Annotated in this window: 15 protein-coding genes and 2 pseudogenes; 12 read left to right on the top strand and 5 right to left on the bottom strand. The window is 57.5% G+C overall.

Annotated features, from left to right (window positions below; genetic code table 11):
* The first annotated feature begins 37 nt into the window (after positions 1-37).
* Positions 38-634 (top strand): recombinase family protein, encoded by a 597-nt coding sequence (locus HDG33_RS17650; protein ID WP_184031425.1) that lies wholly within the window; start codon positions 38-40, stop codon positions 632-634.
* 176 nt (positions 635-810) lie between these two features.
* On the opposite strand, the gene HDG33_RS17645 is transcribed toward HDG33_RS17650, so the two are convergent.
* Positions 811-1,407 carry a recombinase family protein gene (locus HDG33_RS17645; protein ID WP_184031423.1) on the bottom strand — a complete coding sequence of 199 codons (597 nt, stop codon included), beginning with the start codon at positions 1,405-1,407 and terminating at the stop codon, positions 811-813.
* Between the two features lie 569 nt (positions 1,408-1,976).
* On the opposite strand from HDG33_RS17645, the gene HDG33_RS17640 reads away from it, so the two are divergent.
* Both HDG33_RS17640 and HDG33_RS38250 read left to right on the top strand, forming a co-directional pair.
* Complete coding sequence (locus HDG33_RS17640) at positions 1,977-2,720, top strand: EAL domain-containing protein (protein ID WP_184031416.1); 744 nt, start codon at positions 1,977-1,979, stop codon at positions 2,718-2,720.
* 117 nt (positions 2,721-2,837) lie between these two features.
* Positions 2,838-5,909 (top strand): annotated as a pseudogene (locus HDG33_RS38250) (ESPR-type extended signal peptide-containing protein); the annotation flags it as partial.
* A gap of 5 nt (positions 5,910-5,914) precedes the next feature.
* On the opposite strand, the gene HDG33_RS17620 reads toward HDG33_RS38250, so the two are convergent.
* On the bottom strand, positions 5,915-6,343 hold the full coding sequence (locus HDG33_RS17620; RefSeq protein WP_184031410.1) for a hypothetical protein: 429 nt from the start codon (positions 6,341-6,343) through the stop codon (positions 5,915-5,917).
* Between HDG33_RS17620 and HDG33_RS38245 the strand changes: the two are divergent.
* A pseudogene (locus HDG33_RS38245) lies at positions 6,243-10,595 on the top strand (beta strand repeat-containing protein); the annotation flags it as partial. The gene HDG33_RS17620 and the pseudogene HDG33_RS38245 overlap by 101 nt on opposite strands.
* Here HDG33_RS38245 and HDG33_RS17590 read toward each other — a convergent pair.
* A complete protein-coding gene (locus HDG33_RS17590) occupies positions 10,595-12,049 on the bottom strand; it encodes a hypothetical protein (RefSeq protein ID WP_184031404.1) in 1,455 nt (484 codons plus the stop codon). The pseudogene HDG33_RS38245 and the gene HDG33_RS17590 sit on opposite strands and share 1 nt — an antisense overlap.
* On the opposite strand from HDG33_RS17590, the gene HDG33_RS37365 reads away from it, so the two are divergent.
* From HDG33_RS37365 to HDG33_RS37360, 8 genes are all read left to right on the top strand, one after another.
* Entirely contained in the window at positions 12,033-12,764 is a 732-nt protein-coding gene (locus HDG33_RS37365) for a YadA-like family protein (protein ID WP_311548335.1), read from the top strand. The genes HDG33_RS17590 and HDG33_RS37365 overlap by 17 nt on opposite strands.
* An 18-nt stretch (positions 12,765-12,782) precedes the next feature.
* A complete protein-coding gene (locus tag HDG33_RS17580) occupies positions 12,783-13,547 on the top strand; it encodes an OmpA family protein (protein WP_311548334.1) in 765 nt (254 codons plus the stop codon).
* A gap of 136 nt (positions 13,548-13,683) precedes the next feature.
* Positions 13,684-14,823: a DUF2827 family protein gene (locus HDG33_RS17575; RefSeq protein WP_184031398.1), complete on the top strand. Its 1,140-nt coding sequence runs from the start codon at positions 13,684-13,686 to the stop codon at positions 14,821-14,823.
* The gene (locus HDG33_RS17570) at positions 14,820-15,923 is read left to right on the top strand and encodes a DUF2827 domain-containing protein (RefSeq protein WP_184031396.1); all 1,104 of its coding nucleotides are present in this window, start codon (positions 14,820-14,822) and stop codon (positions 15,921-15,923) included. The genes HDG33_RS17575 and HDG33_RS17570 overlap by 4 nt, the downstream gene beginning before the upstream one ends.
* A 33-nt stretch (positions 15,924-15,956) precedes the next feature.
* A complete protein-coding gene (locus tag HDG33_RS17565) occupies positions 15,957-17,075 on the top strand; it encodes a DUF2827 domain-containing protein (RefSeq protein ID WP_184031394.1) in 1,119 nt (372 codons plus the stop codon).
* Positions 17,076-17,089: 14 nt separating this feature from the next.
* The gene (locus HDG33_RS17560) at positions 17,090-17,959 is read left to right on the top strand and encodes a peptidyl-prolyl cis-trans isomerase (protein ID WP_311548333.1); all 870 of its coding nucleotides are present in this window, start codon (positions 17,090-17,092) and stop codon (positions 17,957-17,959) included.
* The gene (locus HDG33_RS17555; RefSeq protein ID WP_260330462.1) at positions 17,956-19,824 is read left to right on the top strand and encodes a tetratricopeptide repeat protein; all 1,869 of its coding nucleotides are present in this window, start codon (positions 17,956-17,958) and stop codon (positions 19,822-19,824) included. Before HDG33_RS17560 ends, HDG33_RS17555 begins: the two co-directional genes overlap by 4 nt.
* Positions 19,825-20,252: 428 nt before the next feature.
* Positions 20,253-20,831, top strand: coding sequence for a hypothetical protein (locus HDG33_RS37360; RefSeq protein WP_260330461.1), 579 nt, complete (start codon positions 20,253-20,255; stop codon positions 20,829-20,831).
* A gap of 251 nt (positions 20,832-21,082) precedes the next feature.
* On the opposite strand, the gene HDG33_RS17545 is transcribed toward HDG33_RS37360, so the two are convergent.
* Together HDG33_RS17545 and HDG33_RS17540 are read right to left on the bottom strand one after the other, a co-directional pair.
* Entirely contained in the window at positions 21,083-21,574 is a 492-nt protein-coding gene (locus HDG33_RS17545; RefSeq protein ID WP_184031391.1) for a hypothetical protein, read from the bottom strand.
* A 130-nt stretch (positions 21,575-21,704) separates the two neighbouring features.
* Positions 21,705-23,117 (bottom strand): DHA2 family efflux MFS transporter permease subunit, encoded by a 1,413-nt coding sequence (locus tag HDG33_RS17540; RefSeq protein ID WP_184031859.1) that lies wholly within the window; start codon positions 23,115-23,117, stop codon positions 21,705-21,707.
* Positions 23,118-23,439 lie beyond the last annotated feature (322 nt).

The raw sequence follows: 23,439 nt of genomic DNA, 5'->3' as shown, positions 1-23,439 counted from the left end.
GCGCAATCTTTTCACGACAATAGAACCTGCGACCGGTATGAAGATCAGTGACAACAAAATCGGCTATGCCCGAGTATCAACCGATGAACAGCACTTGGACCTGCAGTTACAAGCGCTCGCCGCCTACGGCTGCGATGCGACGTTTTCAGACCGGGGAATTTCGGGTGCTAAGTTCGACCGCCCCGGCTTGAACGAAGCGTTGGCCGCAGCCGTCCCTGGCAGCACTCTCGTTGTGTGGCGGCTGGACCGCCTCGGGCGGTCAATGAGGCACCTCGCGGCAATAATCGGAGACTTGGATATGCGCGGAGTGCGAGTCGTGTCATTGACCGAGTACATTGATACGCGCTCGTCAAGCGGACGCTTCACATTTCACATGCTAGCGGCGCTTGCGGAGTTCGAGCGCGGACTGATCAGTGAACGGACTCGCGCTGGTATTGCTGCGGCACGTGCGCGGGGCAGCAATATCGGTAGGCCGGCCGCATTGAACGAGGCACAGCGACAACGAGCTCGCGAATTGCTAGAGGAACATCCTGCCAAGGTCGTTGCGGAAACCTTAAATATCGACAGGCGCACGTTGAGGCGATATATGAATCAGCCAAAAGCACGGGCTTTAACTACTGCCGATATGGAATAGCGATTGCCGCTGCGACCGCCGATAGATCGGTTTGTGGTTCGGTGGAACCGTGAGTCACCACAGGACTGTCTCGGTAAGACCCACGTGTGCGTCCGGATGCCACTCAGTGCCTCTAGCAATCGGCATCTTTCAAAACGACGCTGCGCACCTGAGCCGCGTCTGTTCAATACGGAGGTTCATTGACCTCGTTGCGCAGACGGCTTCGTTCGTTGCCGTATCGCATTAGCGTCCAAGCTGATCGCCCGTTTCAGTGTGCGTGGATGCACATTGAATTTCCGTGCGATCTCGGCTATCGAGGTCGTTTCCAATAGTGCGACCGCCTGGCGACGCTGTGCCGGGCTTAGTAGCGGCTTACGGCCGAAGTTCTTGCCGCGTACACGCGCCGCCACCATTCCTGCACGAGTGCGTTCGCTAATGAGTCGCCGCTCGAACTCGGACAGTGCTGCCATCATGTGGAACATCAGCATGCCGCCGGCTGATGTTGTGTCGATTGACTCGGTCAGCGAGATAAAGTCGATACTGTTGTTGCCAAGATAGTTCACCAGTTCAATTAGTTTCCCGATTGATCGGCCAAGCCGGTCCAACCTCCATACGACAAGCGTATCGCCGGCCGATATCTTTGCGAGCGCGTTGTTCAGTCCTGTCCTGGAAAAGGACGCGCCGGATATGCCATGGTCCGTGTACAACACTTCACATCCTGCACGCAGCAATGCGTCTTGCTGTAGCGATAGGTTTTGTTCTTCTGTTGAGACGCGCGCGTATCCGATTTTCATAGTGTGCTCCTCCGCTGAGCGGCCCCGTTGCGGTACCGCAGGCCGCCTGCATCTCTGAGAAAAATGCCGACAGCTGGCAAACCCAGCGAAAAAAGGCGTACTTCATCCATCTGTCAGTCATAAGAAATCCACAAAGCTTTTGGTGCGAGCGCACAGCTTTGCCATTGCGGTTGCTCTGTACTTGTCTATGTTCCGTGAGCCAAAGAAGTGTCAGGCATTGCAAGATATGAACGCATTCTACTGGACAAAAAGGAACCCTTTTGTCCGCCCCATTTTGACTGCTTGTAATCCTCGCCTGACGTGCCAGTAGGGCTTACCTGACGCGGCCGTATGGAAGCTGGAAGAACTTTTTTAGCAATTTGGCACAAAGGTTCCTTTTTGACCGCCTCGAGACGAAGGGTCGACAGTGTTTCGCAAATTGAAGTCGACGACCGTGACCGATAGATCGGGGCGATCTGTGCGTGCGGGGTTCGCCCGAAAAAGAATCAGAATTTTTAACACTTAAACCTGTGGTTCGAGTGCTGTCCGCTCAAAAAAGAAGTACGGAATTGACCGGTCCGGAGAAGAAGATGGACGACAAGGGTTTGGCGGGAAAAGTGTTTAGCGCGATGATCGACTCGCGTGTGAAGTTGCACCGTGAACCGGTGTGTAACGTCACAGGCAGCGAAAACGTGCTCTATCACGAGTGTTCCGCGGCAGCGACTGATGCACGCGGCAACGAATTGAATCCGGCTCTTTTCATGCCGGCGCTTGAGCGCATGTCGCTCATCCGTCTGTTCGACCGGTACGTCGTCAAACAAGCCATCGCGGCCTTGCGCGGTTCTGCCACTCTGAGGCTCGGCATCAACATTTCCGTTCAGAGCGCGGTCGCAGATGTCGTGTGGAATGCGATTTTTCATCTGCTCGAAGAAGCGCCCGAAGTGGCGCAACGGCTGGTGATCGAATTTCCGGAGCCCGCCTGGTTCGACGCCCACGACAACGCACAGCATTTCGCATATCGCCTCAAGCAGGCCGGTTGCAGGATCGCGATAGACAACTTCGGAATCGAAACCGCTATCGGCATCCGTACGCCTGACATCGTCAAGATCGATGCGTCCTTCGTCGCCGCTGCCCGCCACGGCGAAAAACACGTTGGACGCCTCGCGCGATTGGTACGCCTCGCAGCAGAGCAGGCCGACGATGTAGTGATCCAGGGCGTTGATGAGCCGATGGATTTACTGCACGTCCACGAGTGCACGACGAAATGGGTTCAGGGTCATTTCGTCAAGGCACCTGACGCCCTGAATTGGGTTGCCAGTAATTTGCAATTGTAGTTTTCGATTTAACAAATACGACTACTAATCGCGTTGGCGAGGGATGCCCCCTGTGCAGCGGATGTGCGTGTGTTCGACGATGTTTAAAGAAAAACCTTTGAGAAAGGCGGGCTGAAAATGAACGTAAGTTATCGAACGATCTGGAATGACTCGTTAGGGGCTTTCGTCGCGGTGTCTGAATTGGATACCGCGCACGGGAAGGGGAAGGTTGCAGGCGGCGTTTTGAGTGCGGCGGAAATTGGTCCGTGGTTCAGCGAACACGTTCCACAACTTACGATGATGGCGATGGCAGCAGTCGCGGTCGTCGCGGGCTTCAGCGCGCCGGATGTGGCGTATGCACAGTCAGTGAATATTCCCGGTGGTGCTCCGGCGTGTACGGAGTCAACGGTGGCCGGTACATTGAAAGACATTGCGATTGGCTGTGGCGCGACTGCGGGATCTTCCGGAACGATTGCTATCGGCGGCGATGCGATTTCAGCGGGACCAAATTCGACAGTGGTGGGTACTAATGCGACAGCTTCTGTGCAAGGTGCCTCGGCTTTCGGTACTGCCGCGCGAGCAACTGGTTTGAATTCGGTTGCATTCGGTCCCAACGCGCGGTCAAGCGGAGCGTCTAGTGCGGCGATTGGGATTGGTGCGAACGCCATAGGCGCTGCTGCTACTGCTATTGGCGCAACTTCGACTGCCTCGGGTGATAATTCGCTCGCTTTTGCTCCCGGTTCAAGCGCAGGCGGCGACGCGAGCGTGGCTATCGGCGTGACATCGAGAGTGACGAGCCTCTACGGCATGGCTATCGGCGCGCAGACATTAGTGACAGGCGCAAACGCGGTTGCGCTTGGGCGTCAAGCAACGGCTACCGGCCCACAAGCTATGGCGGTCGGCTATTCAGCCGAAGCAGACGGAACAAATTCGACTGCGTTCGGTATGAACGCACTGGCTAATGCCGCATCAAGTATGGCGCTCGGTGCAACGTCAACCGCAAGCGGAACAAGTGCTACCGCAATCGGTGTCGGTGCAACCGCTTCTGCGGCAAATAACGTAGGCATCGGTTCTTTAGCGACGGCAAGTGGCACCGGCTCGATGGCAGTCGGTACATCCTCGATCAGTAACAATACGAATTCGCTCGTGGTTGGTAACGGTGCGCTGGCGTCCGGGGTGAATGCGACAGTCGTTGGTATGAATTCAACGGCGTCGAATACGAACGCAACGGCGGTCGGCGTATCGGCGATTGCGTCTGGTTTGCGAGCCGTGACTATTGGATCAGGAACCAAAGCGAACGGCACGGATTCTTTTGCGGCAGGCACGAACGCGGTGGCGGGCGTGGCAGGCAGCACAACGATCATCAACGATCTTGCGCTTGGAAGTGGCGCATCGGCTGTCGGCGGAAATTCGGCTGCAATCGGCGGGGCCGCAGTTGCTTCGGCTGCTGGTGCAATGGCACTCGGTAACGGCGCAACGGCTGCAAACGCAAACAGTCTCGCATTAGGAACCGGTTCGATTACGGCTGCGGCAAATCCAACGCCTAGCGGCACGATTGGCGGCAAGAGCTATACGTATGCCGGGGGCGCTCCGACGAGCGTCGTGAGCGTGGGCAAGACAGGCGCAGAACGGCAAGTCACGAATGTGGCCGCAGGTCGCGTTACAGGCGCGAGCACCGATGCAATCAACGGCTCGCAGCTTTTCGCAACCAATTCGGCAATCGATACCCTTGCGACTTCTACATCGACTGCTGTGTCGAGTCTGAGCACAGGCGTGTCGTCGCTCTCGACTTCCGCAAGCACGGGCATTTCCTCATTGAGCACCGCGCTTTCGACAACTGATAGTAACGTCGGTTCGCTCTCGACTTCGGCATCGACTGCCGTCAGTTCTTTATCGACCGGCGTATCGTCGCTCAGCACAGGCGTATCTAGTCTGTTCACGGGTCTTAGTTCGCTCAGCACTTCTGCATCAACCGGTTTGTCTACGGTCGCGAGCGGCGTAGGCTCTCTTTCGACCGGCCTGTCCACGACAAACAGCAATGTGTCGTCGCTCAGCACGGTCGTGTCCACGACGCGCACGCACTACATCAGCATCAACGATAACGGCACGCAGCAAGGCAATTACGCGAACGACGGCGCAAGCGGCGTAAATGCAATTGCCATAGGTACAAATACCACGGCAGCGGGCGCAAGCGCGGTGGCTCTCGGTGATGCAGCGAACGGCGCAGCAGCAAATTCGGTCGCGATTGGTCAGAAGGCGACGGCAATAAATCCGGGCGATGTGGCTTTGGGTTCGGGCTCAGTAACTGCGGCAGCGAATCCGACTTCGAGCGCAACTATCGGCGGAAAATCGTACAGCTTTGCGGGCGCTGCCCCGAAAAGCGTCGTCAGCGTTGGCGATAAAGACGCTGAACGACAAATTACGAATGTCGCAGCTGGACAACTGAACGCAAATTCGACGGATGCCGTCAACGGTTCGCAGCTTGACGCGACGAACCAGGCTGTTGAATCGCTTTCGACAAGCACCTCGACCGGAATTTCGAGCCTCAGCACCGTCGTGAGTTCTTTATCGACTGGCGTGTCGTCGTTGAGCACGGGTCTTTCTTCGTTGAGCACTTCCGCGAGCACGGGAATTTCGAGTCTTTCGACTTCGGCAAGCACCGGCCTTAGCTCTTTGAGCGCGTCCACTTCGACGGGCTTATCTACTGTGACGAGCGGCATCGGTTCGCTTTCGACTGGCTTGTCAACGACAAACAGTAATGTGTCGTCGCTCAGCACCATCGTTTCCGCGAGCAAATCACACTACGTCAGCATCAACGACAACGGCACGCAGCAAGGCAATTACGCGAATGACGGTGCAACGGGCGTAAATGCAATTGCTATCGGCACGAGCGCTACAGCAGCAGGCGCGAGCGGTGTAGCGTTGGGCGACACAGCAAATAGTACGGGCGCGAATTCTGTCGCAGTCGGCGCAAGAGCAGTTGCGACAAATGACGGCGATGTCGCCCTCGGTTCCGGCTCGGTCACTGCCGCAGCGAATCCGACTCCGAGCGCGACTATCGGCGGAAAATCGTACGACTTCGCAGGCGCAAAACCGGCAAGCGTTGTGAGCGTCGGCAGCAAAGACAACGAACGTCAGATCACGAATGTTGCAGCGGGGCGGCTTACCGCAGACAGCACGGATGCCGTGAACGGTTCGCAATTGAACGCAACGAATCAAGCTGTTGATTCGCTCGGCACGTCTGCATCGACGGGCATTAGCAGCCTGAGCACGGGCGTATCGTCACTTTCGACGGGCGTGTCGTCGCTCAGTACAGGTCTTTCGACAACGAACAGCAACGTCACGAGCCTTTCGGCTTCCGCATCGACCGTCGCAAGCTCGCTCTCGACGGGCGTGAGTTTTTTATCGACCAGCGTGTCGTCACTTTCAACCGGCGTGAGTTCGCTCTCAACCGGCCTGTCGTCGCTCAGCACATCAGCTTCGACCGGAATTTCGTCGCTCAGTACCGGCGCGTCGCAATTGTCGGGCTCGATTTCGACTGTCGTGAGCGGGCTGGATTCGTTGAGCACTTCAGCATCGACGGGCATCGGTTCTTTGTCCACGGGTCTTTCAACGACGAACAGTAACGTGTCGTCGCTGAGCACCGTTGTCGATGCAAATAAAACGCACTACTACAGCGTGAACGACGGCGGCACGCAAGGTTCGAATTACGACAACAAGGGCGCAACCGGCGTAAATGCAATTGCCGCAGGTGTCGCTGCATCGGCAGGCGGTGCAAATGCAACGGCGGTCGGCTACAACTCGCAGGCGCTGGCGGATTCGAGTGTGGCAGTCGGCGATAGCAACACGGTCGCAGCGACTGCCGGTCATGGTTCCGTTGCGATGGGTTATAAATCGCAGGCGCTCAACGGTAGTGCGGTCGCAATCGGAAATCAGCAAACTGCAAGCGGCGATGGTGCAGTTGCAATCGGCGATCCGGGTTCGGTTTCAGGTACGGGCGCGGTGGGGATTGGCGCAAACAATACAGCGAATGGAACAGGCGCAGTCGCACTCGGTAATTCGAACAGCGCGACCGGAACCGGCTCACTTGCCCTCGGCAGCACTTCGACTGCGGCGGCGGACGGCGGGATTGCCCTCGGTTCGTCTGCTGTCGCAACAAATGCAGGGGACGTTGCACTTGGCAGCGGTTCGAGCACGGCTGCTGCAAATCCGACTCCGAATGCAACCATCGGCGGAAAGTCCTATGACTTCGCCGGTGCGGCTCCGACGAGTGTCGTAAGTGTCGGCGCAAAAAATGCTGAGCGTCAAATCACGAACGTTGCGGCAGGGCGACTCGATACGGACAGCACGGATGCCGTAAATGGTTCGCAGCTTAATGCGACGAATCTCGCGCTTGATTCCGTTTCGACAAGCACTTCGACTAGCATTTCTTCGCTGAGCACTGGCGTTTCATCGTTGAGCACGGTCGCTTCGTCACTTTCAACCGGAGTCTCATCGCTGAGTACCGGCGTGTCGTCGCTCAGCACTTCGGCTTCGACCGGAATTTCGTCCTTGTCGAATTCGCTGTCCACGGTCGCAAGTAACGTCGGCTCGTTGTCTACTGGCGTGTCGTCGTTGAGCACGAGCGCATCGACGGGGATTTCCAGTCTGTCCACGGGCGTGAGTTCACTTTCCACGGGCGTATCGAGCCTTTCGACTTCGGCTTCGACCGGTATCAGTTCTTTGTCGAATTCGGTTTCGACGGTCGTAAGCAATGTGGCATCGCTCTCGACGGGCGTATCGTCGTTGAGCACATCGGCATCGACCGGCCTTAGCTCTTTGAGCACGTCCACATCGACGGCGAATAGCTCGCTGTCTACCGGCTTGTCCGGTGCCGTCAGCAACATTAGTTCGTTGAGCACGGGCGCATCGTCCCTCAGCACGGGACTTTCCTCGCTCTCGACTTCCGCAAGCACGGGGCTCAGTTCGCTTTCGACCGGCCTGTCTAGTGCAACGAGTTCTCTTTCGACCGCAATTTTCGCAAGCAAAACGCATTACTACAGCGTCAACGATAACGGCGTGCAGCAAGGGAATTACAACAATGACGGCGCAAGCGGCGTAAATGCGATCGCTGCGGGCGTAAATGCCAATGCGCAAGGAAATGCATCGGCTGCAATCGGCTACAACACGAGCGCGCTTGGTGATGGCGCAGTTGCAGTCGGAAACAGTGCACAGGCAAACGGTGTCGGCGGTGTAGCAGTCGGTCAGAATTCGGTTTCGAGCAGTAACGATTCGACTGCCTTGGGACACGGCGCAACGGCATCCGGTGACGGTGACGCAGCTATTGGTAACGGTGCAATCACATCCGGAAACAATTCGGTTGCAGTCGGCAGCGGCGCGGTTGCTTCGACCGATGGCGCAATGGCGTTTGGCGGCAACGCGCAGGCGAAAACGCAAAATTCAATCGCTATCGGAAATGGCGCAACAGCATCGACTGCAAATTCTGTCGCGCTCGGCAACGGAGCTTTGACGAAAAATGCCGTTGCGACTTCGAGCGGTACGGTCGGTGGCAATACGTACCAATATGCAGGCGCGAACCCCACAGGTGTTGTAAGCGTCGGCACGAAGGACCTGGAGCGTCAGATCGCAAACGTTGCAGCAGGGGAGGTAAATGCGAGCAGCACAGACGCGATTAACGGCTCGCAACTGAATGCAACTAATCTCGCTGTTGATGCGCTCTCGACCTCCACATCGACCGGCATTTCGAGCCTCAGCACGGGCGTTTCCTCGTTGAGCACGGGCGTATCTTCACTCTCGACCGGCGTTTCCTCGTTGAGCACTGGCGTTTCCTCGCTCTCGACCGGTTTGTCGTCGCTCAGCACTTCCGCATCGACGGGAATTTCGTCGTTGAGCACAGGTGTATCGAGTCTGAGCACTTCCGCTTCAACGGGAATTTCTAGCCTCAGCACTAGCGTGTCGTCGCTTTCGACGGGTGTTTCTTCGTTGAGCACTGGCGTGTCGTCCCTTTCGACCGGCGTGTCCTCGCTCTCGACTTCCGCAAGCACCGGTATTTCTTCGTTGAGCGCTTCGACAAGTACTGGTCTTTCGACGGTCGCGAGCAACGTGGCCTCGTTGAGCACAAGCGTAAGCTCACTTTCGACTGGCGTGTCGTCGCTCAGTACCGGCGTTTCGAGTTTGAGCACTTCGGCTTCGACCGGCCTGTCGTCACTGAGCACTGCAACTTCGGCCAGCCTGTCCACGATCACGAGCGGCATCGGTTCCGTGTCGGCATCGACTTCGACGGGCCTGTCTACCGTCACGAGCGGAATCGGTTCGCTTTCGACCGGCCTGTCCAGTGCGACGAGTTCGCTGTCTACAGCGATTTCGGCAAGCAAGACGCACTATTACAGCGTCAACGACAACGGCGTCCAGGGCGCGAATTACGCAAATGATGGCGCGACAGGCATCAATGCGCTCGCGGCAGGCGTGGGCGCAACCGCAGCTGGTGCAGCAGGCGTTGCAGTCGGAAATTCGGCGAATGCGACGGGCGCAAACTCTGTGGCCGTTGGTTCGGGCGCTGTTGCGAAAAATACCGGCGATGTAGCTTTGGGTTCGGGTTCCATCACTGACGTTTCGCATCCGACTGCAAGCGGTACGGTCGGCGGTGCAACGTATCAATATGCAGGTGCAAATCCTTCGAGTGTCGTTAGCGTCGGCGCTCCGAATGCGGAACGTCAGATTACCAGCGTTGCGGCAGGCCAGGTCACGCAAAACAGCACGGACGCAATTAATGGTTCGCAACTGTACGCGACGAACACGGCAATCGATGCGGTCAGCACGTCCACGAGCACTGCGGTTTCTTCGCTGAGCACGGGTATTTCGTCGCTTTCGACTTCCACGAGTACCGGTTTGTCCACGGTAACGAGCGGCATCGGTTCGTTGAGCACGGGCATTTCGTCGCTGAGCACATCGGCATCGACGGGTCTTTCGACGGTCACGAGCAACGTCACGTCGTTGAGCACTTCGACTAGCGCCGGGATTTCGAGCCTCAGCACGGGCCTTTCGACAACGGATAGCAATGTGGCTTCGCTCTCCACTTCGGCAAGCACCGGCCTGTCGTCGCTCAGCACGTCTGCTTCGACCGGTCTGTCTACGGTCACGAGCAGCGTTGATTCGCTCAGCACGAGCGCATCGACGGGCCTCAGCACTGTGACGAGCAATATCGGTTCGTTGAGCACGGGCGTAAGTTCCCTGTCGACCGGTATGTCATCGTTGAGCACGTCGGCATCGACGGGAATTTCGTCGCTCTCGACTTCGGCCTCGACTGTCGCAAGTTCGCTTTCGACAGGCGTAAGTTCGTTATCGACGGGTCTTTCGACTGCGGTCAGCGACATTTCTTCGTTGAGCAGTTCGACTTCGACGGGGCTCAGCACTGTGACAAGCAGTGTCGGTTCGTTGAGTACCGGCGTGTCGTCGTTGAGCACGTCTGCATCGACGGGCATCAGTTCCTTGTCCACATCGACTTCGACTGCAATCGAAGCCGCAAAGACGCATTACTACAGCGTCAACGATAACGGCGTGCAGCAAGGCAACTACGCGAACGATGGCGCGACAGGTCTGAACGCAATTGCGGCAGGTACGAACGCCACAGCAGCGGGCGCAAGGGGCGTTGCGATCGGCGACGGCGCAAATGCTGCAAACGATAATTCGGTTGCACTTGGCGCAGGCTCGATTACCGACGTTTCGCATCCGACTCCGAGCGCAGTTATCGGCGGCGCAACGTATCAGTTCGCCGGTGCAAATCCTGTCGGCGTAGTGAGTGTTGGTGCGCCGGGTTCGGAACGTCAAATCACGAACGTCGCGGCGGGTCAAATCAACGCGAACAGCACGGATGCAATCAATGGTTCGCAGCTTTATCAAACGAACCAGGCGATTGATTCGCTGAGCACGTCCACGAGCACGGGAATAATTTCGCTCTCGACAAGCACATCGACGGCTGTATCGAGCCTGAGCACGGGCGTATCGTGGCTGTCCACCTCGACTTCGACGGGCTTGTCCAGTTTGAGCACCGGTCTTTCGACAGTCGTCAGTGACGTAAATTCGTTGAGCACTTCGACTTCGACAGGCTTGTCGTCGCTCTCGACATCCACGAGCACGGGACTTTCGTCGTTGAGCACGTCCACGAGTACGGGCCTCAGTTCGTTGAGCACGGGCCTTTCGACGGTCGTCAGCAACGTCGATTCCCTCAGCACGTCCACGAGCACGGCAATCGGTTCGCTCTCGACTTCGACTTCGACCGGCATGTCGTCGCTGAGCACTTCGACTTCCACGGGTCTGAGTTCGCTCAGCACCGGCGTTTCGTCACTGAGCACCGGTCTTTCAACTGTGACGAGCAGCGTCGATTCGTTGAGCACTTCCACGTCAAGCGGCATCAGCAGCCTGAGCACCGGCGTGTCGTCGTTGAGCACTTCGACTAGCACCGGAATTTCGAGCCTCAGCACGGGCCTGTCTACCGTTGTTAGCAACGTCGATTCGCTCTCGACATCGACTTCGACGGCTGTGTCCAGTTTGAGCACCGGCGTTTCGTCGCTGTCTACTTCGACTTCGACCGGAATTAGCAGTCTCAGCACCGGTATTTCGTCGTTGAGCACTTCGACTTCGACGGCTGTATCGAGCCTGAGCACTGGCATTTCGAGTTTGAGCACGGGCGTTTCGTCGCTCTCGACTTCGACATCGACAGGGATTAGTAGCCTCAGTACGGGCCTGTCTACTGTCACGAGCAGCGTTGATTCGCTTTCGACTTCGACTTCGACGGGGCTTTCGACCGTGACAAGCAGCGTCGATTCGCTCAGTACGTCCACGTCAACCGGCATCGGCTCTTTGTCAACCGGCCTGAGTTCGCTTTCGACGGGCCTCAGCACCGTGACGAGCGGAATTGATTCGTTGAGCACTTCGACTTCGACGGGCATCAGCAGCTTGAGCACGGGTGTTTCGTCGCTCTCGACTTCGACTTCGACTGCAATTTCGTCGTTGAGCACGTCCACGAGCACCGGAATTTCGAGCTTGAGTACCGGCATTTCGTCGCTGTCCACTTCGACTTCGACAGGTATTTCGAGCTTGAGCACCGGACTTTCGACGGTCACGAGCAACGTGGATTCGCTTTCGACTTCGACATCGACTGCAACGAGTTCGCTGTCTACGGCAACGAGTTCGCTTTCGACTGGCGTGTCGTCGCTTAGCACGTCCACGAGTACCGGTTTGTCGTCGTTGAGCAGTTCGACTTCGACGGGTCTTTCGACTGTGACGAGCAGCGTCAATTCGCTTTCGACCGGCCTGTCCACGACGAACAGCAATGTGTCTTCGCTGTCCACGGTGATTTCGACCCTGAAACCGTCGCACTACGTGAGCATCAACGATGACGGTGTGCAAGGCGGGAACTACAACAACGATGGTGCAACAGGCACAAATGCTATCGCTGTTGGCGTGAACGCGACTGCCGGGGGTACGAATTCTTCGGCTTATGGCAACAAGGCAAATGCTGCCGGAAACGCCGCGACGGCGCTCGGCTACAGCGCGAATGCCACCGGCGCGAATTCGAGCGCTATGGGCGTCGGTTCGACTGCATCCGGAGATAACGCAACTGCGGTTGGTGCGGGTGCCATCGCGAGCGGGCGCAATTCCGTTTCGCTTGGCAAGGATTCGGTTGCGGATGAGGACAACACCGTTTCCCTCGGTTCGGCTGGTAACGAACGTCGCCTGACGAACGTCGCGCCGGGTATCAACCCGACTGATGGCGTGAACATGTCCCAACTGCAAGGCGTGCAGAACAGCCTGAACAACAGCATCAATTCCGTTGCCCGCAAGGCATACGGCGGCGTTGCTGCGGCTACGGCTCTCACGATGATTCCGGATGTCGATCAAGGCAAGACGCTTTCGGTCGGAATTGGCGGGGCGAGCTATCAGGGCTACGGTGCAACCGCAATCGGCTTCACCGCACGCATTACGAGCAACCTGAAGGTTCGGGCCGGTGTGGGCATCAGCAGCGCCGGTAGTTCGTATGGCGTAGGCGCGTCGTATCAGTGGTAACTCCTGGTTGATGCGTTGATGAGTGCGCGGGATGGATTTCACAACATCTGTCCCGCGCAGAAAAAGCCGATCAAAAACGAGGAAAAAATGTCAGCAAAAATTCTGCTTGGTGCTTTTGCAGCCGTGTTGCTCGCGGCGTGTTCGTCGCAAGGTCCCACCTGGAATGCCTATCGGGTCAGCATGCCGAATGGTCAACAGGCGTACCGCGTTGATTGTCACGGCCTTTTCGAAGGTCAGGACGCGTGCTTTTCGCAGGCGAAAGAAATCTGCGGCAAAAAGCAGATGCAGCCCTTCGAGCAGGTTGCGCCCCTGGGCGATGATCAAAACCCGCGTGACGTGCGCATTCTCACTTTCCAATGCGCTACACCGCCGCAACCTGCGCAGCCCGTTGTAGCGAAGCCTGCGCCGATTCCTGCGCCTGTTGTTGTACCGGCTGCGCCACCGAAACGCATCACGCTCGACAGTGACGCGAATTTCGACACGGATAAATCGACGCTGAAAGCAGAGGCGCGCGAAAAGCTTGACGTGCTAGTCGAAGCTGCGAACGGGACGACTTTCCGGGCGATCACGATTAACGGCTACACCGATTCGACTGGCTCCGTTGAACACAACCAGGACCTGTCCGAACGGCGTGCGCAGTCGGTGGCGAAATATCTGCGTGATCACGGGCTGCGCGCGGAGAAATTCAACGTGCACGGCTACGGCGAAAGCAGTCCGGTCGCAAGCAATGCAACAGCGGCGGGTCGCGCGAAAAATAGGCGGGTCGATATCACGCTCGAATAGAGAATTGCTGCACAGGTACTACCGCAAAGCGCTGTTCGCGTGAGCGCTCGAGTGAACAACGACGCTCGCGCATAAAAAGAAATGAGCACGCTTTAGCGCGGAAGGACCAACAGACTAAAAAGAGGGAAAACGGGAAATGAAGATCGGGATTTCTGTGCTCACGCACGCGGGGCAGAGCATATGGGAAAACGGGTTAGGGCAGAACATCTTTTACTTTGTGCAACTGCTGCGGGAGTTGCCTTTTGTGACAGATATTGTGCTTCTGAACTGCGGCGATCAGCCGTGTTTGCCGCCAGAAGCCGAAGCACTTGCAAATGGCGTGCCGCTCGTCGCCACGCGTGAGCTGGCCGAACTGCCGGATTTGATTTTCGAAATGGGCGGGGGCCTCGATGTCGAATGGCTCGACTACGCTCGCGCGCGCGGTTCGAAAATCGTCTTTTTCTGCTGCGGTCAGCCGTATGTGGGCCTGATCGAACCAAGCGTTTTCAAACGTGACGGCTATTTCTCGCGCGCCACACGTTGCGATGAAATCTGGATTCTCGGCAAGGATCGTGCGTTGATTCCGATGATGCGCACGCTGCATCGCTGTCCGGTTGTCGAAGTGCCGTTTCTGTGGGACAGCACATTTATCGAGCAGCGAATCACGGCTGTCGAAAAAGCCGGACTCAAGTTCGGCTACGAATCGCGGCCAGCCCTTGGCGAGCCGATACGTCGCAGTCTGAGCGTGGCCGTGTTTGAGCCGAACATTTCAGTCGTCAAATGCTGCGTGATTCCAATGTTGATCGCTGAAGCAGCCTTCCGCGCGGAACCGGATGCCGTCAAATCCCTGCACGTCTTGAACAGCGTGCAGATGCAGGATCATCCGTCGTTCTCCTTTCTGCTCGGCTCGATGGATTTGAACCGGCAGGAGCGTGTGCGGCTCGATGGGCGGCACGATTTTGCCGGTTTCATGAGTCAGCACGCCGATGCCGTGGTCGCGCATCAATGGCAGAACGACCAGAACATTTTGTACCTCGATGCGCTGTACGGTGGGTATCCGCTTATCCACAATTCGCCGTGGCTCGAAAGATACGGCTACTACTATCCGGATTCAGACATCGAAGCCGGCGCGGCGCAGCTTCTTCGCGCCCGCTCACACGACGCGCACCACAAATATTACTTGCAGCGTTCGCGCAGCTTCCTCGCGTCGCTGTCACCACATGCACCGCCCAACGCTTCAGCGTACGCGCGGCTGCTGCTCGCCCTGACTGCCAGAAAGGCGGGGGTGGCAGTATGAAAAAGCTAAAGGTCGGCGTGACCATTTATCTGCGTCAAGGCCAGCAGTCCATTTGGGAAAACGGCATTTTTCAGAACTGCTATTTCCTGGCGATGCTGCTCAAGCATTCGCCCAACGTCGAAGCCGCGTACCTGGTCAACGGCGGCGACGGCGATCCGGCAGCAGCAGCGCAATTTCTCGAATTCGCACCCGTGCCCGTGATCGACCTCGATACGGCGCGAGAAAAGCTCGACGTGATTGTCGAGCTGAGTGCGCAGCTTAATCCGGATTGGGCGCGCAGTTTTTGCGAGAAAGGTCGTCATGTCATCGGCATGCGTGTAGCAAATGATTACGTGATCGACATAGAGCGAATGATGTTCGGTTTGCCACATGGAATGCTCGTGTCAGGCACGCCCTACAGTGCAATCTGGACGTTGCCTGCGTTCGAAAAAACCTGCGCGAGCTATTACGAAACGGCACTGCGTGCGCCAGTGAAGGCGATGCAACACCTGTGGAGCCCTGCGCTTGTTGAGCGTGCGGCAAATGGTGCGTTCGGATACAAGCCGGGTCGGTCGAATTGGCGGCTCGCCGTGCTCGAACCGAATATCTGCATGGTGAAAACGTCGCATATTCCGATGCTACTCGCAGACCTTGCGCATCGGCAGCAACCGGGCCTGATCGACTACGCGCGTTTCTTCAACACGATGCATCTGAAAAATGATGCGCAGTTCGTCGGTTTTGCTCGCAGCCTCGATCTCGTCACGCAGGGCCGCGCGACATTCGAGCCGCGTTTGCCGGTCCACGAAATTCTCACGCAGCAAGCGGACGCCATCGTTTCGCACACTTGGGAGAACACACAGAACTACGTCTATTACGAAGCGCTGCACGGCGGTTATCCGCTGATCCACAACTCGGATCTGTTGGGCGGCTGCGGCTATCGGTACGGGGATTTCGATTGCGAAGGGGGAGCCCTCGCGCTGCGTGAAGCGTTCGTCGTTCACGACGCAAGCCTCGATGACTACAGGGCGAAAGCACAGGCATTTCTCGCGACGCTCGATCCGCTTGCGCCCGCAAATATCGAACAGTACAGCGCGGCAATCGCGGCGGTCGTCACTGCCTGAACCGTTTGACCTTATAAAAAACAGGAGGGAAGTATGAATCGAAAATTACGAATTGGTATCACGATTGGGCTTCACCACGAAGCTGAAAGTCTGTGGGTCAACGGCATCAAGCAGAACGCGCTGTATCTGGCGAAGCTGTTTCAGCATTCACCGCTGCGTCACGAGGTAACGCTGGTCAACACAACGAACGTGGCCGTTACTTCCGCGCTGCCGTGGGATTTGAACCGCTTCCCGACACGTGCGTTCGCGGATGCAAAAGACAGTCTCGATGTATTGATCGAGCTGGGCGGCCAGATCGGCAACGAGCAGACGGCCTATCTCAAAGCACGTGGTACGAAGATCGTTAGCTACTGCTGCGGGCCTGAATGCGTGCAGATGACTGAGGCGATGATTTTCGGACGGCGTCTGACCGATCACGTTTTCATCAACCAGAACTATGACCAGGTTTGGGTGATTCCGCAGGTGATGGAGACAAGCGCAGGCTTTCTCGGCGTGCTGCGGCGTCATCAAGTCGTCCCTGTGCCTTTCGTGTGGGACTCGATGTGCCTCAACATGCGTACGAAAGAAATGCCGTTCGCAGGCGAATACAGGCCGGGTAAGGGGTCTGCACGCATATCGATCATGGAACCGAATATCGACGTGCTGAAGTTCTGCCTGAATCCGCTGCTGATTGCAGAAAGTGCATATCGGCAGGTTGGCGAAAAACTCGGCTACGTGCACGTGACGAACGCTGAACATCTGGCGCGCTCATGTCCTGAATTTATCGGCATCGCGCATTACCTGGACCTGGTGCGCGACAGCAAGGTCAGCTTCGTTGGCCGTCATGATACGCCGCAATTTCTGGCTGAGCACACGGATATCGTCGTGTCGCATCAATGGGGCCTCGCGCTGAACTATTTCTATTTCGATGCGGCCTGGAACGGATATGCGCTCGTGCATAACGCGCATCTGTGCAAGGAAATCGGGTACTTCTATCCGGAAAGCGATCTGGATGCAGGTACGCAGCAGCTTGTGCACGCGATCAAAAACCATAACGGCAATTGGGAAACGTATCGCGCCCGTCAGCGCGCAGCGATCAAACCTTTCCTTGCCACGCACGAACCGCTTATTGCCCGTTACGACGAATTGCTCGCGGCGCTAGTCGCGGCCTAACCAGAAAACCACAAGTGAAAAAAACACAGATGAGGAAAACACACATGCAAAACGTACGTACTCCGCGCGTGACGGGTTTGATGGTTCTGGCAATCGTCGCGGCTGGACTTCACGTTCCGACGGCGCTCGCAGCTTCTGATGATGCCGTGGCGACGGTTAACGGCGTGGCCGTCCATCGCGTCGAATTAGAGGAAGCGATGACAGGCCGTCCCGAAACGATGCGACCGGAAATTCTGCAAGGGCTCGTTGCGCGTGAATTGCTGCGTCAGGCAGCGGAGCGCGAAGGCTTGGGCAACACGGAACCGGTTCGCGCCGCAATGCAGAAAGCGAAAATCGATACCGAAAATCGGCTGTACGTTGCGCGGCATCTGTCTGCTGAACCGGTCACGGATGCCGAGGTGCGCCAACGCTATAACGAAATCATCAGCGAACTTGGGCCGTATCAGTATCAGGTAAGCCAGATGGTGTTTGCCGATGAGCCGACAGCACGATTCGCGTTGATGCTGCTTCAGAACGGCGATTCGTTTGATCAGGTCGCTGCACGCACGCAGGCGAGTGCTGCGCAAACGGCATGGGTCAGCTTCAAAACTCCGATCACAGAAGGTCACGCGCAAGGTGTGCCGGTGCCGCTCGCGCATGTTATCGCGACGTTGAAGACCGGCGAACTCACGCGCACGCCTGTTCGCGTCGGCGACAGCTTTATCGTTGCGCGCCTCAATGATCGACGCGCTACGGTGGTTCCGTCTTACGACGAAGCGCGCGAACCGATGCGCAAAGCGATGCAGGGCAAAAAGAACGATGACACCTTTGCAGGGCTGATTGGTCGGCTTGCGGAGAAATCGGCCATCCGTCCGCAACAGACTTTCCGGAGCGCATCGAAATGACGCTGACACAAGTGACGGGGAAGCAAGTGACGGACGCGCAAATGAAATGGCTCGGTGATGTCGAAAGTAAAATCACGCGCAGCGATCTGATTGGCGCGTCACGACTGCTCGATGCGCAGCGCGCGATGGAGTCAGATGAGCCGATAGTGTTGATCGCGTGCAGCCGCTTGATGATTCTGCGTGGGCGGCTCGTGCAAGCACAGCAACTGCTCGATAAGGCGCACAGCATCAAACCGGACAACGTAGATGCGCTTGTCGAACGTGCGCGCGTGGCGATCAGGTTCGGCAACGATGCCGATGCGCAGGAATGGTTTCAGCGCGCGTGGAATACCGGCGCACGCGGCGACGTGTGGCTCATCGACTGGTTCGATTCTTTATCGCGCATGGGGCGGGGCGATGACGCCATCAATATCGCGATCATTCTTTGTGAGCATTTCGGCGCCGATGCCGGGAACTGGTTTCGGCTCGGGCTCGCGTATCAGCAGACGCGACGCCATGCGCAGGCGCTCGAGGCATACCAGAAGGCCCTCAGCCTGAACACGAAATTGCCGATGCTGCGCAACAACCTCGGCGCTGCCTACCTCGAATTGAACCGGTACGACGAGGCGCGTCACCTTTTCGAAGCGACACTTGCTGAAGACGCGGATCACGCCTTTGCGTGGACAAATCTTGCGTCTGTGCTGCTCAAAACCGGCAAGCTCAATGACAGCCTGGTCGCAGCCGAACGGGCATGCGCGCTCGCGCCGAATCTCGTCAGCGCGTTGCAGACATATTCGTACGTGCTGCGCGAGTTGCAACAGTTCTCTGCCGCACTCGAAATCGCGCAGCGGGCGCTGAGCTTCAATCCGGAAAATCCTTCGCTGATCTGGACTATCGCCATGCTGCAATTGCTGCTCGGCGACTACGAAAACGGCTGGCGAAATCACGAGGCGCGCTGGAGTGGTTCGCCGGAACTGCGTGATGTCGTGCCGAATATCCCCGCGCCACGTTGGAACGGCGAAGCGCTAAAGGGTAAAACGATTTTCGTTTGGGGCGAGCAGGGGCACGGCGATGCCCTGCAGTTTGTGCGTTTTGTCCCGGCTGTCACTGAATTCGTGGAACGGCAGGGCGGCAAGCTGGTTTATTGCTGTTTCAGCAGTCTGCAAATGCTTTTTGCACGCAGCCTCGGTGACGAAGTGCCGACAATCATTCCGCACGATCAGCGTCCGCTGCCGCATTTCGATTTTCATTTGCCCGTGGGCAGTCTGCCTTTTCTACTCGGCGTGACGCTCAACGATTTGCCCGACGAACCGTATCTGAAAGCCGATCCGCAGAAGGTCCAGACGTGGAGCAAGTATCTGCCGAACGACCGGAAATTGCGGGTTGGCCTCGCGTGGAGCGGCAGCAAAACGCATCAACGCAACGGACTGCGTTCGGTCGATCCGCTGAATTACGCACGCGCCTTTGCAGGCATGAGCAATGTCACGTTCGTGAATCTGCAGATGGACGCGGAAACGGTCGTGCAGCATCTGCGCGGCGCGGGCCTGACTGTCGCAAATCCGGCTGCGGAATTGTCATCGTTTGACGACACAGCAGCAGTCGTCAGCGGCCTCGATCTCGTCATCACTGTGTGCACGTCGATTGCGCATCTGGCGGGCGGCCTGGGCGTGCCTACGTGGGTCCTGCTCGACGTTAATCCGCATTGGGTCTGGATGACGGACCGCACGGATAGTCCGTGGTACGCAAACACGCGCCTTTACCGGCAATCCACATACGGCGACTGGACGCCTGTTTTCGAGGCGCTGACGCGCGATCTTGCTGTGCTTGCGTTCAGTCACGAAACGCAGGTTGAGCAAACGGAAAACGCAACGGGGAGCCTGCATTGAAACGGATCAATCTTTCCGCCGCACTGGGTGCGTGCGTTGACGATATCGTTCGTGAAAAAATCGCGATGAAAGTCGGATTGCCTGCGCCCGCTATCGCGGACGTTTTCAGCCGTGCCGGATCGATTCTGATTGCCGCGCTTGCTGCGCGATCATCGGAAGGGCGCGAGGAAACTGTCATGGTATTCGGCGCGTTGATGTCGCGCGATATCAACCCGCGCATTGACGACGAGTGCGCAAAGCTGGTCGATACGACCGGTCAACTGAAAGAGCTTGAACACGCGGGCTTCACGTTCGTGGCTCTCGCGACCGGCAGAGATGCGAGCGTGCTGAGTGATCACGTCGCCACGCAAATTGGCGTACCGGCGCAGGCTACGTGCGCATTGACATGCATTTGCGCCGCGATTCTCGGCGGATTAATCAAGCATCACGTGCTGATCGAGCAGGCCGATATTTCGGAATTGCCGGGGCTGTTGGCGTCGCAGCTTGCGACGATTGCGGACCATCTGAATGAAGGATCGATAGATGCGCTCGGCTACCTGCAACCAGATGTGCAGGTTTTTCTCGACAGGGTATCTGTGCGGCTCGCGGTTGTAGCTGCGGACTTCGAACCGCAGCGGCCACGCGTGAGCGCTGAACGCGTGAGCGCATCTGGCGCCAATGAAGAAGCAAAACCGGCGCAGCAGCCGCAAATTCCGCCGCACAACCGTTTCGAAGCCGGGAAAGTGTTCGTGAACGACATCCGCTTCACGAGCACGATCAAACCGTCTTCATCAATTGCCGCAGCACTCGCTGCTGCGAAAGACGAAAAACCGCGATCACGGCGCACGTGGAAAGTGTTCGCGCTGACCATGGCGTCCGTGCTGATCGCGGCTGTCGTGTGGATGAAATTCTATCATTGGCCGGAAGTCGGTTCCTTCGTGAATCAACTGGCAAATTCGACGCAGCACGGTAGTTCAGGGGTATCCGGTCCTGTCTCGTCAGGCGTGCGCGTCGCGATCAGCAAGTAATTTTTTAATCAAGGTTTGGCCCTCCTGTCCCGGCGACCCTCGTAAAGCCGGGGCATTTTCGGTCGGCGAGGTTTGTTCGCCTCGCCGACTCTTTTTTGGATCAATCGTCAGGCGTCTGTTCTCCAGGCTCCTGCAATCTTTTTGGTGGTTTGGCGCGCTCGATTAGCTGGCGCAGCCAGGATAGGCCGTATGCATCGATTTTCGCCCACTGTGAGGCGGTCAGCCGGATCGAACGCTGAACGAGTTTCTGCTCAGCAGGAAGCGGCGGTCTTCCGCCTGGGTTTTTTGGTTTGGGACCTCGATCGATCTTTCGTCCATTGACGCCAACATGCTTTGGCATCTCCCGAGACTGCTTCGGAAGGCAAAACGAACACCGACAGGCCGTAGTTGATCCGGGCGCCTGTCCCGCCGCCAAAAATAGCAGGTAGCCGCTCGCGAATCAGATGACGCCCTGCCTTTTCTATGGCCTGCGCCGCTTCGCTGGCATCACGCGGCAAGCCTCCCGACAGCACACGGAAACACGCAGAGCAATGTCCGTCGACATCAGAACGATATCGGTCAATTACCTCATGCTGAGCCAGCAATCGCTTTAGCAAAGCCGTTGCTTCCTCGCCGAACTGAGTGAGAGCCTGTTGAGTCGATTCCTCGCCGAATATGTGGGTCAGACGCGTGATGCTCTTCGAAAAATGGTTCTGCCAAACTCGCTCGTGACCTTCCGGAAAGCTGATCGCATCCCTCCACATTACTGCGTAGCGCCGACCTGGCGCAGCGTGAGATGTGCAGCGGTGAGCGGCGTACCCGGGTTATTCTGCACGGACTCTCTCTGTTTAATTTGGACCGGTAGCCGTCAATGCGCTCGATACAATTTCCGCACTACTGCGATGCGGCTCGCGTATGGCCGCTAACCTCGCAGCCGGCATCGGGTTCGATGCCGATAAAGTAGAGCATGGAGATCAGTACCAACACCGCGACAAGCAGAAACGCGACCCGGAAGTCAGCGAGCGAAAGCTGCGCGTGGCCGCCATGTATCAGGACTGCAGCATGCAGCGCGATCGCACCGAATGCGATGCCTAGACCGATGGTCATTTGCTGGACCATGCTGAAAAACGTGCTCGCCGAACTCATCCGCGCCGGCGGCACGTCCGCGAATGCGAGCGTGTTGATGCTGGTGAACTGCATCGATCGGCATAGCCCGCCGATCAGCAGCACCAGCATGATCAGCGTGCGTGGCGTGTCCGGCGAGAGTAGGGCGCACAGGGCGATGGTGACGGCAGTGAGCAGGCCATTCACGATCATTACCTTGCGAAAACCAAAGCGCTTGAGAATGGGCGTGGTGACGGTCTTCATGGCCAGATTGCCGGCCGCGTAAGCGAGCACGAGCAAACCGGCGGCGAACGCGTTCAGCCCGAAACCGAGTTGGAAGAACAGCGGCAACAGGAAGGGCGAAACGCTGACCGAGACGACATACAACGAACCTCCTTCGAGGGTGACGCGAAAGGTCGGGATTCGCCACGGCGCAAGATCGATCAGCGGATGTTCGGCACGCCGGAAATGCCGTACCGCGAAGGCCGCGGCGACCATGCCACCCGTCAGGGCCGCGACCGTGATGTGCCAGTCGCCATATGGTTGCCCAACGAGTTCCATGCCATACATGAGGCAGGTTAGCGCGACTCCGCTAAGCACGAATCCGGGCACATCGAACGGCCGGCGGCTGGATTGGCGGTAGTTCGGAATGAACGTGGCGGTCAGCACCAGACCCAGCAGACCGATCGGGACGTTCAGCAAAAAGATCCACCGCCAGCTGAAATAGGTCGATATAAAGCCGCCCAGCGCTGGACCCAGCACCGGTGCGGCCAACCCGGGCCAGGTAATGTAGGCGATCGAGCGCATCAGATGACGCTTCTCAGTGCTGCGCAGCACCGCGAGCCGGCCTACCGGCACCATCATTGCACCGCCGAGTCCCTGCAGGATCCGCGCGACTGTGAATTCGACGAGACCGTTGCTGAGTCCGCAAAGTATCGAGGCGCCCGTGAACACGACGATTGCGCTACCGAACACAGAGCGTTGCCCAAAGCGATCCGCCACCCAGCCGCTGATCGGGATGAAAACCGCGAGCGCGAGCAGATAGGCGGTCATGCCGATACTCAACCTCACGGGCGTGACGCCGAACGTGGCGGCCATGTGGGGCAGCGCTGTCGCAATCACCGTAGCGTCCAGGTTCTCCATGAAATAGGCACTGGCGACGATCAACGCAATGACGACCGATTGACGGCTTGACAAAGACATGAGCGGAGAACCGATACGGGTTGAGTGGCAGACTCGCAAACGCACTGGCGCGGGTGTTTGCCGATGCCGGCGGTCACAGATGAAGCTCGCTTCGCGATGGCACTGAGATAGTGCATGGCTAGACCGGGAGCATGGCGACACCGGTTCATGCTTGCGGACGATGTACTCTATCAAATCATAAGTCGTCATGTGAAGATGTATTTGAAAAACTGGTTCACAAGGGAGGGGCATGAAGGCAGGGATGGCGCCGATCAAACGGCCGATAAAAAACGCCACATCGTGATTTCCCTTACAAACAGGCAACTACACCAGCTTGCATGCT

Source organism: Paraburkholderia sp. Cpub6 (assembly GCF_014201065.1).
GTDB lineage: Bacteria > Pseudomonadota > Gammaproteobacteria > Burkholderiales > Burkholderiaceae > Paraburkholderia > Paraburkholderia tuberum.
This window is presented reverse-complemented; position numbering and strand designations above follow the sequence as displayed.

Bases quoted from the DNA above. Each gene is read 5' to 3' on its own strand.
- HDG33_RS17545 (WP_184031391.1), bottom strand. From the start codon at position 21,574: ATGTGGAGGGATGCGATCAGCTTTCCGGAAGGTCACGAGCGAGTTTGG.
- HDG33_RS17555 (WP_260330462.1), top strand. From the start codon at position 17,956: ATGACGCTGACACAAGTGACGGGGAAGCAAGTGACGGACGCGCAAATG.
- HDG33_RS17575 (WP_184031398.1), top strand. From the start codon at position 13,684: ATGAAGATCGGGATTTCTGTGCTCACGCACGCGGGGCAGAGCATATGG.
- HDG33_RS17540 (WP_184031859.1), bottom strand. From the start codon at position 23,117: ATGTCTTTGTCAAGCCGTCAATCGGTCGTCATTGCGTTGATCGTCGCC.
- HDG33_RS17570 (WP_184031396.1), top strand. From the start codon at position 14,820: ATGAAAAAGCTAAAGGTCGGCGTGACCATTTATCTGCGTCAAGGCCAG.
- HDG33_RS17640 (WP_184031416.1), top strand. From the start codon at position 1,977: ATGGACGACAAGGGTTTGGCGGGAAAAGTGTTTAGCGCGATGATCGAC.
- HDG33_RS17645 (WP_184031423.1), bottom strand. From the start codon at position 1,407: ATGAAAATCGGATACGCGCGCGTCTCAACAGAAGAACAAAACCTATCG.
- HDG33_RS17650 (WP_184031425.1), top strand. From the start codon at position 38: ATGAAGATCAGTGACAACAAAATCGGCTATGCCCGAGTATCAACCGAT.
- HDG33_RS17580 (WP_311548334.1), top strand. From the start codon at position 12,783: ATGAGTGCGCGGGATGGATTTCACAACATCTGTCCCGCGCAGAAAAAG.
- HDG33_RS17565 (WP_184031394.1), top strand. From the start codon at position 15,957: ATGAATCGAAAATTACGAATTGGTATCACGATTGGGCTTCACCACGAA.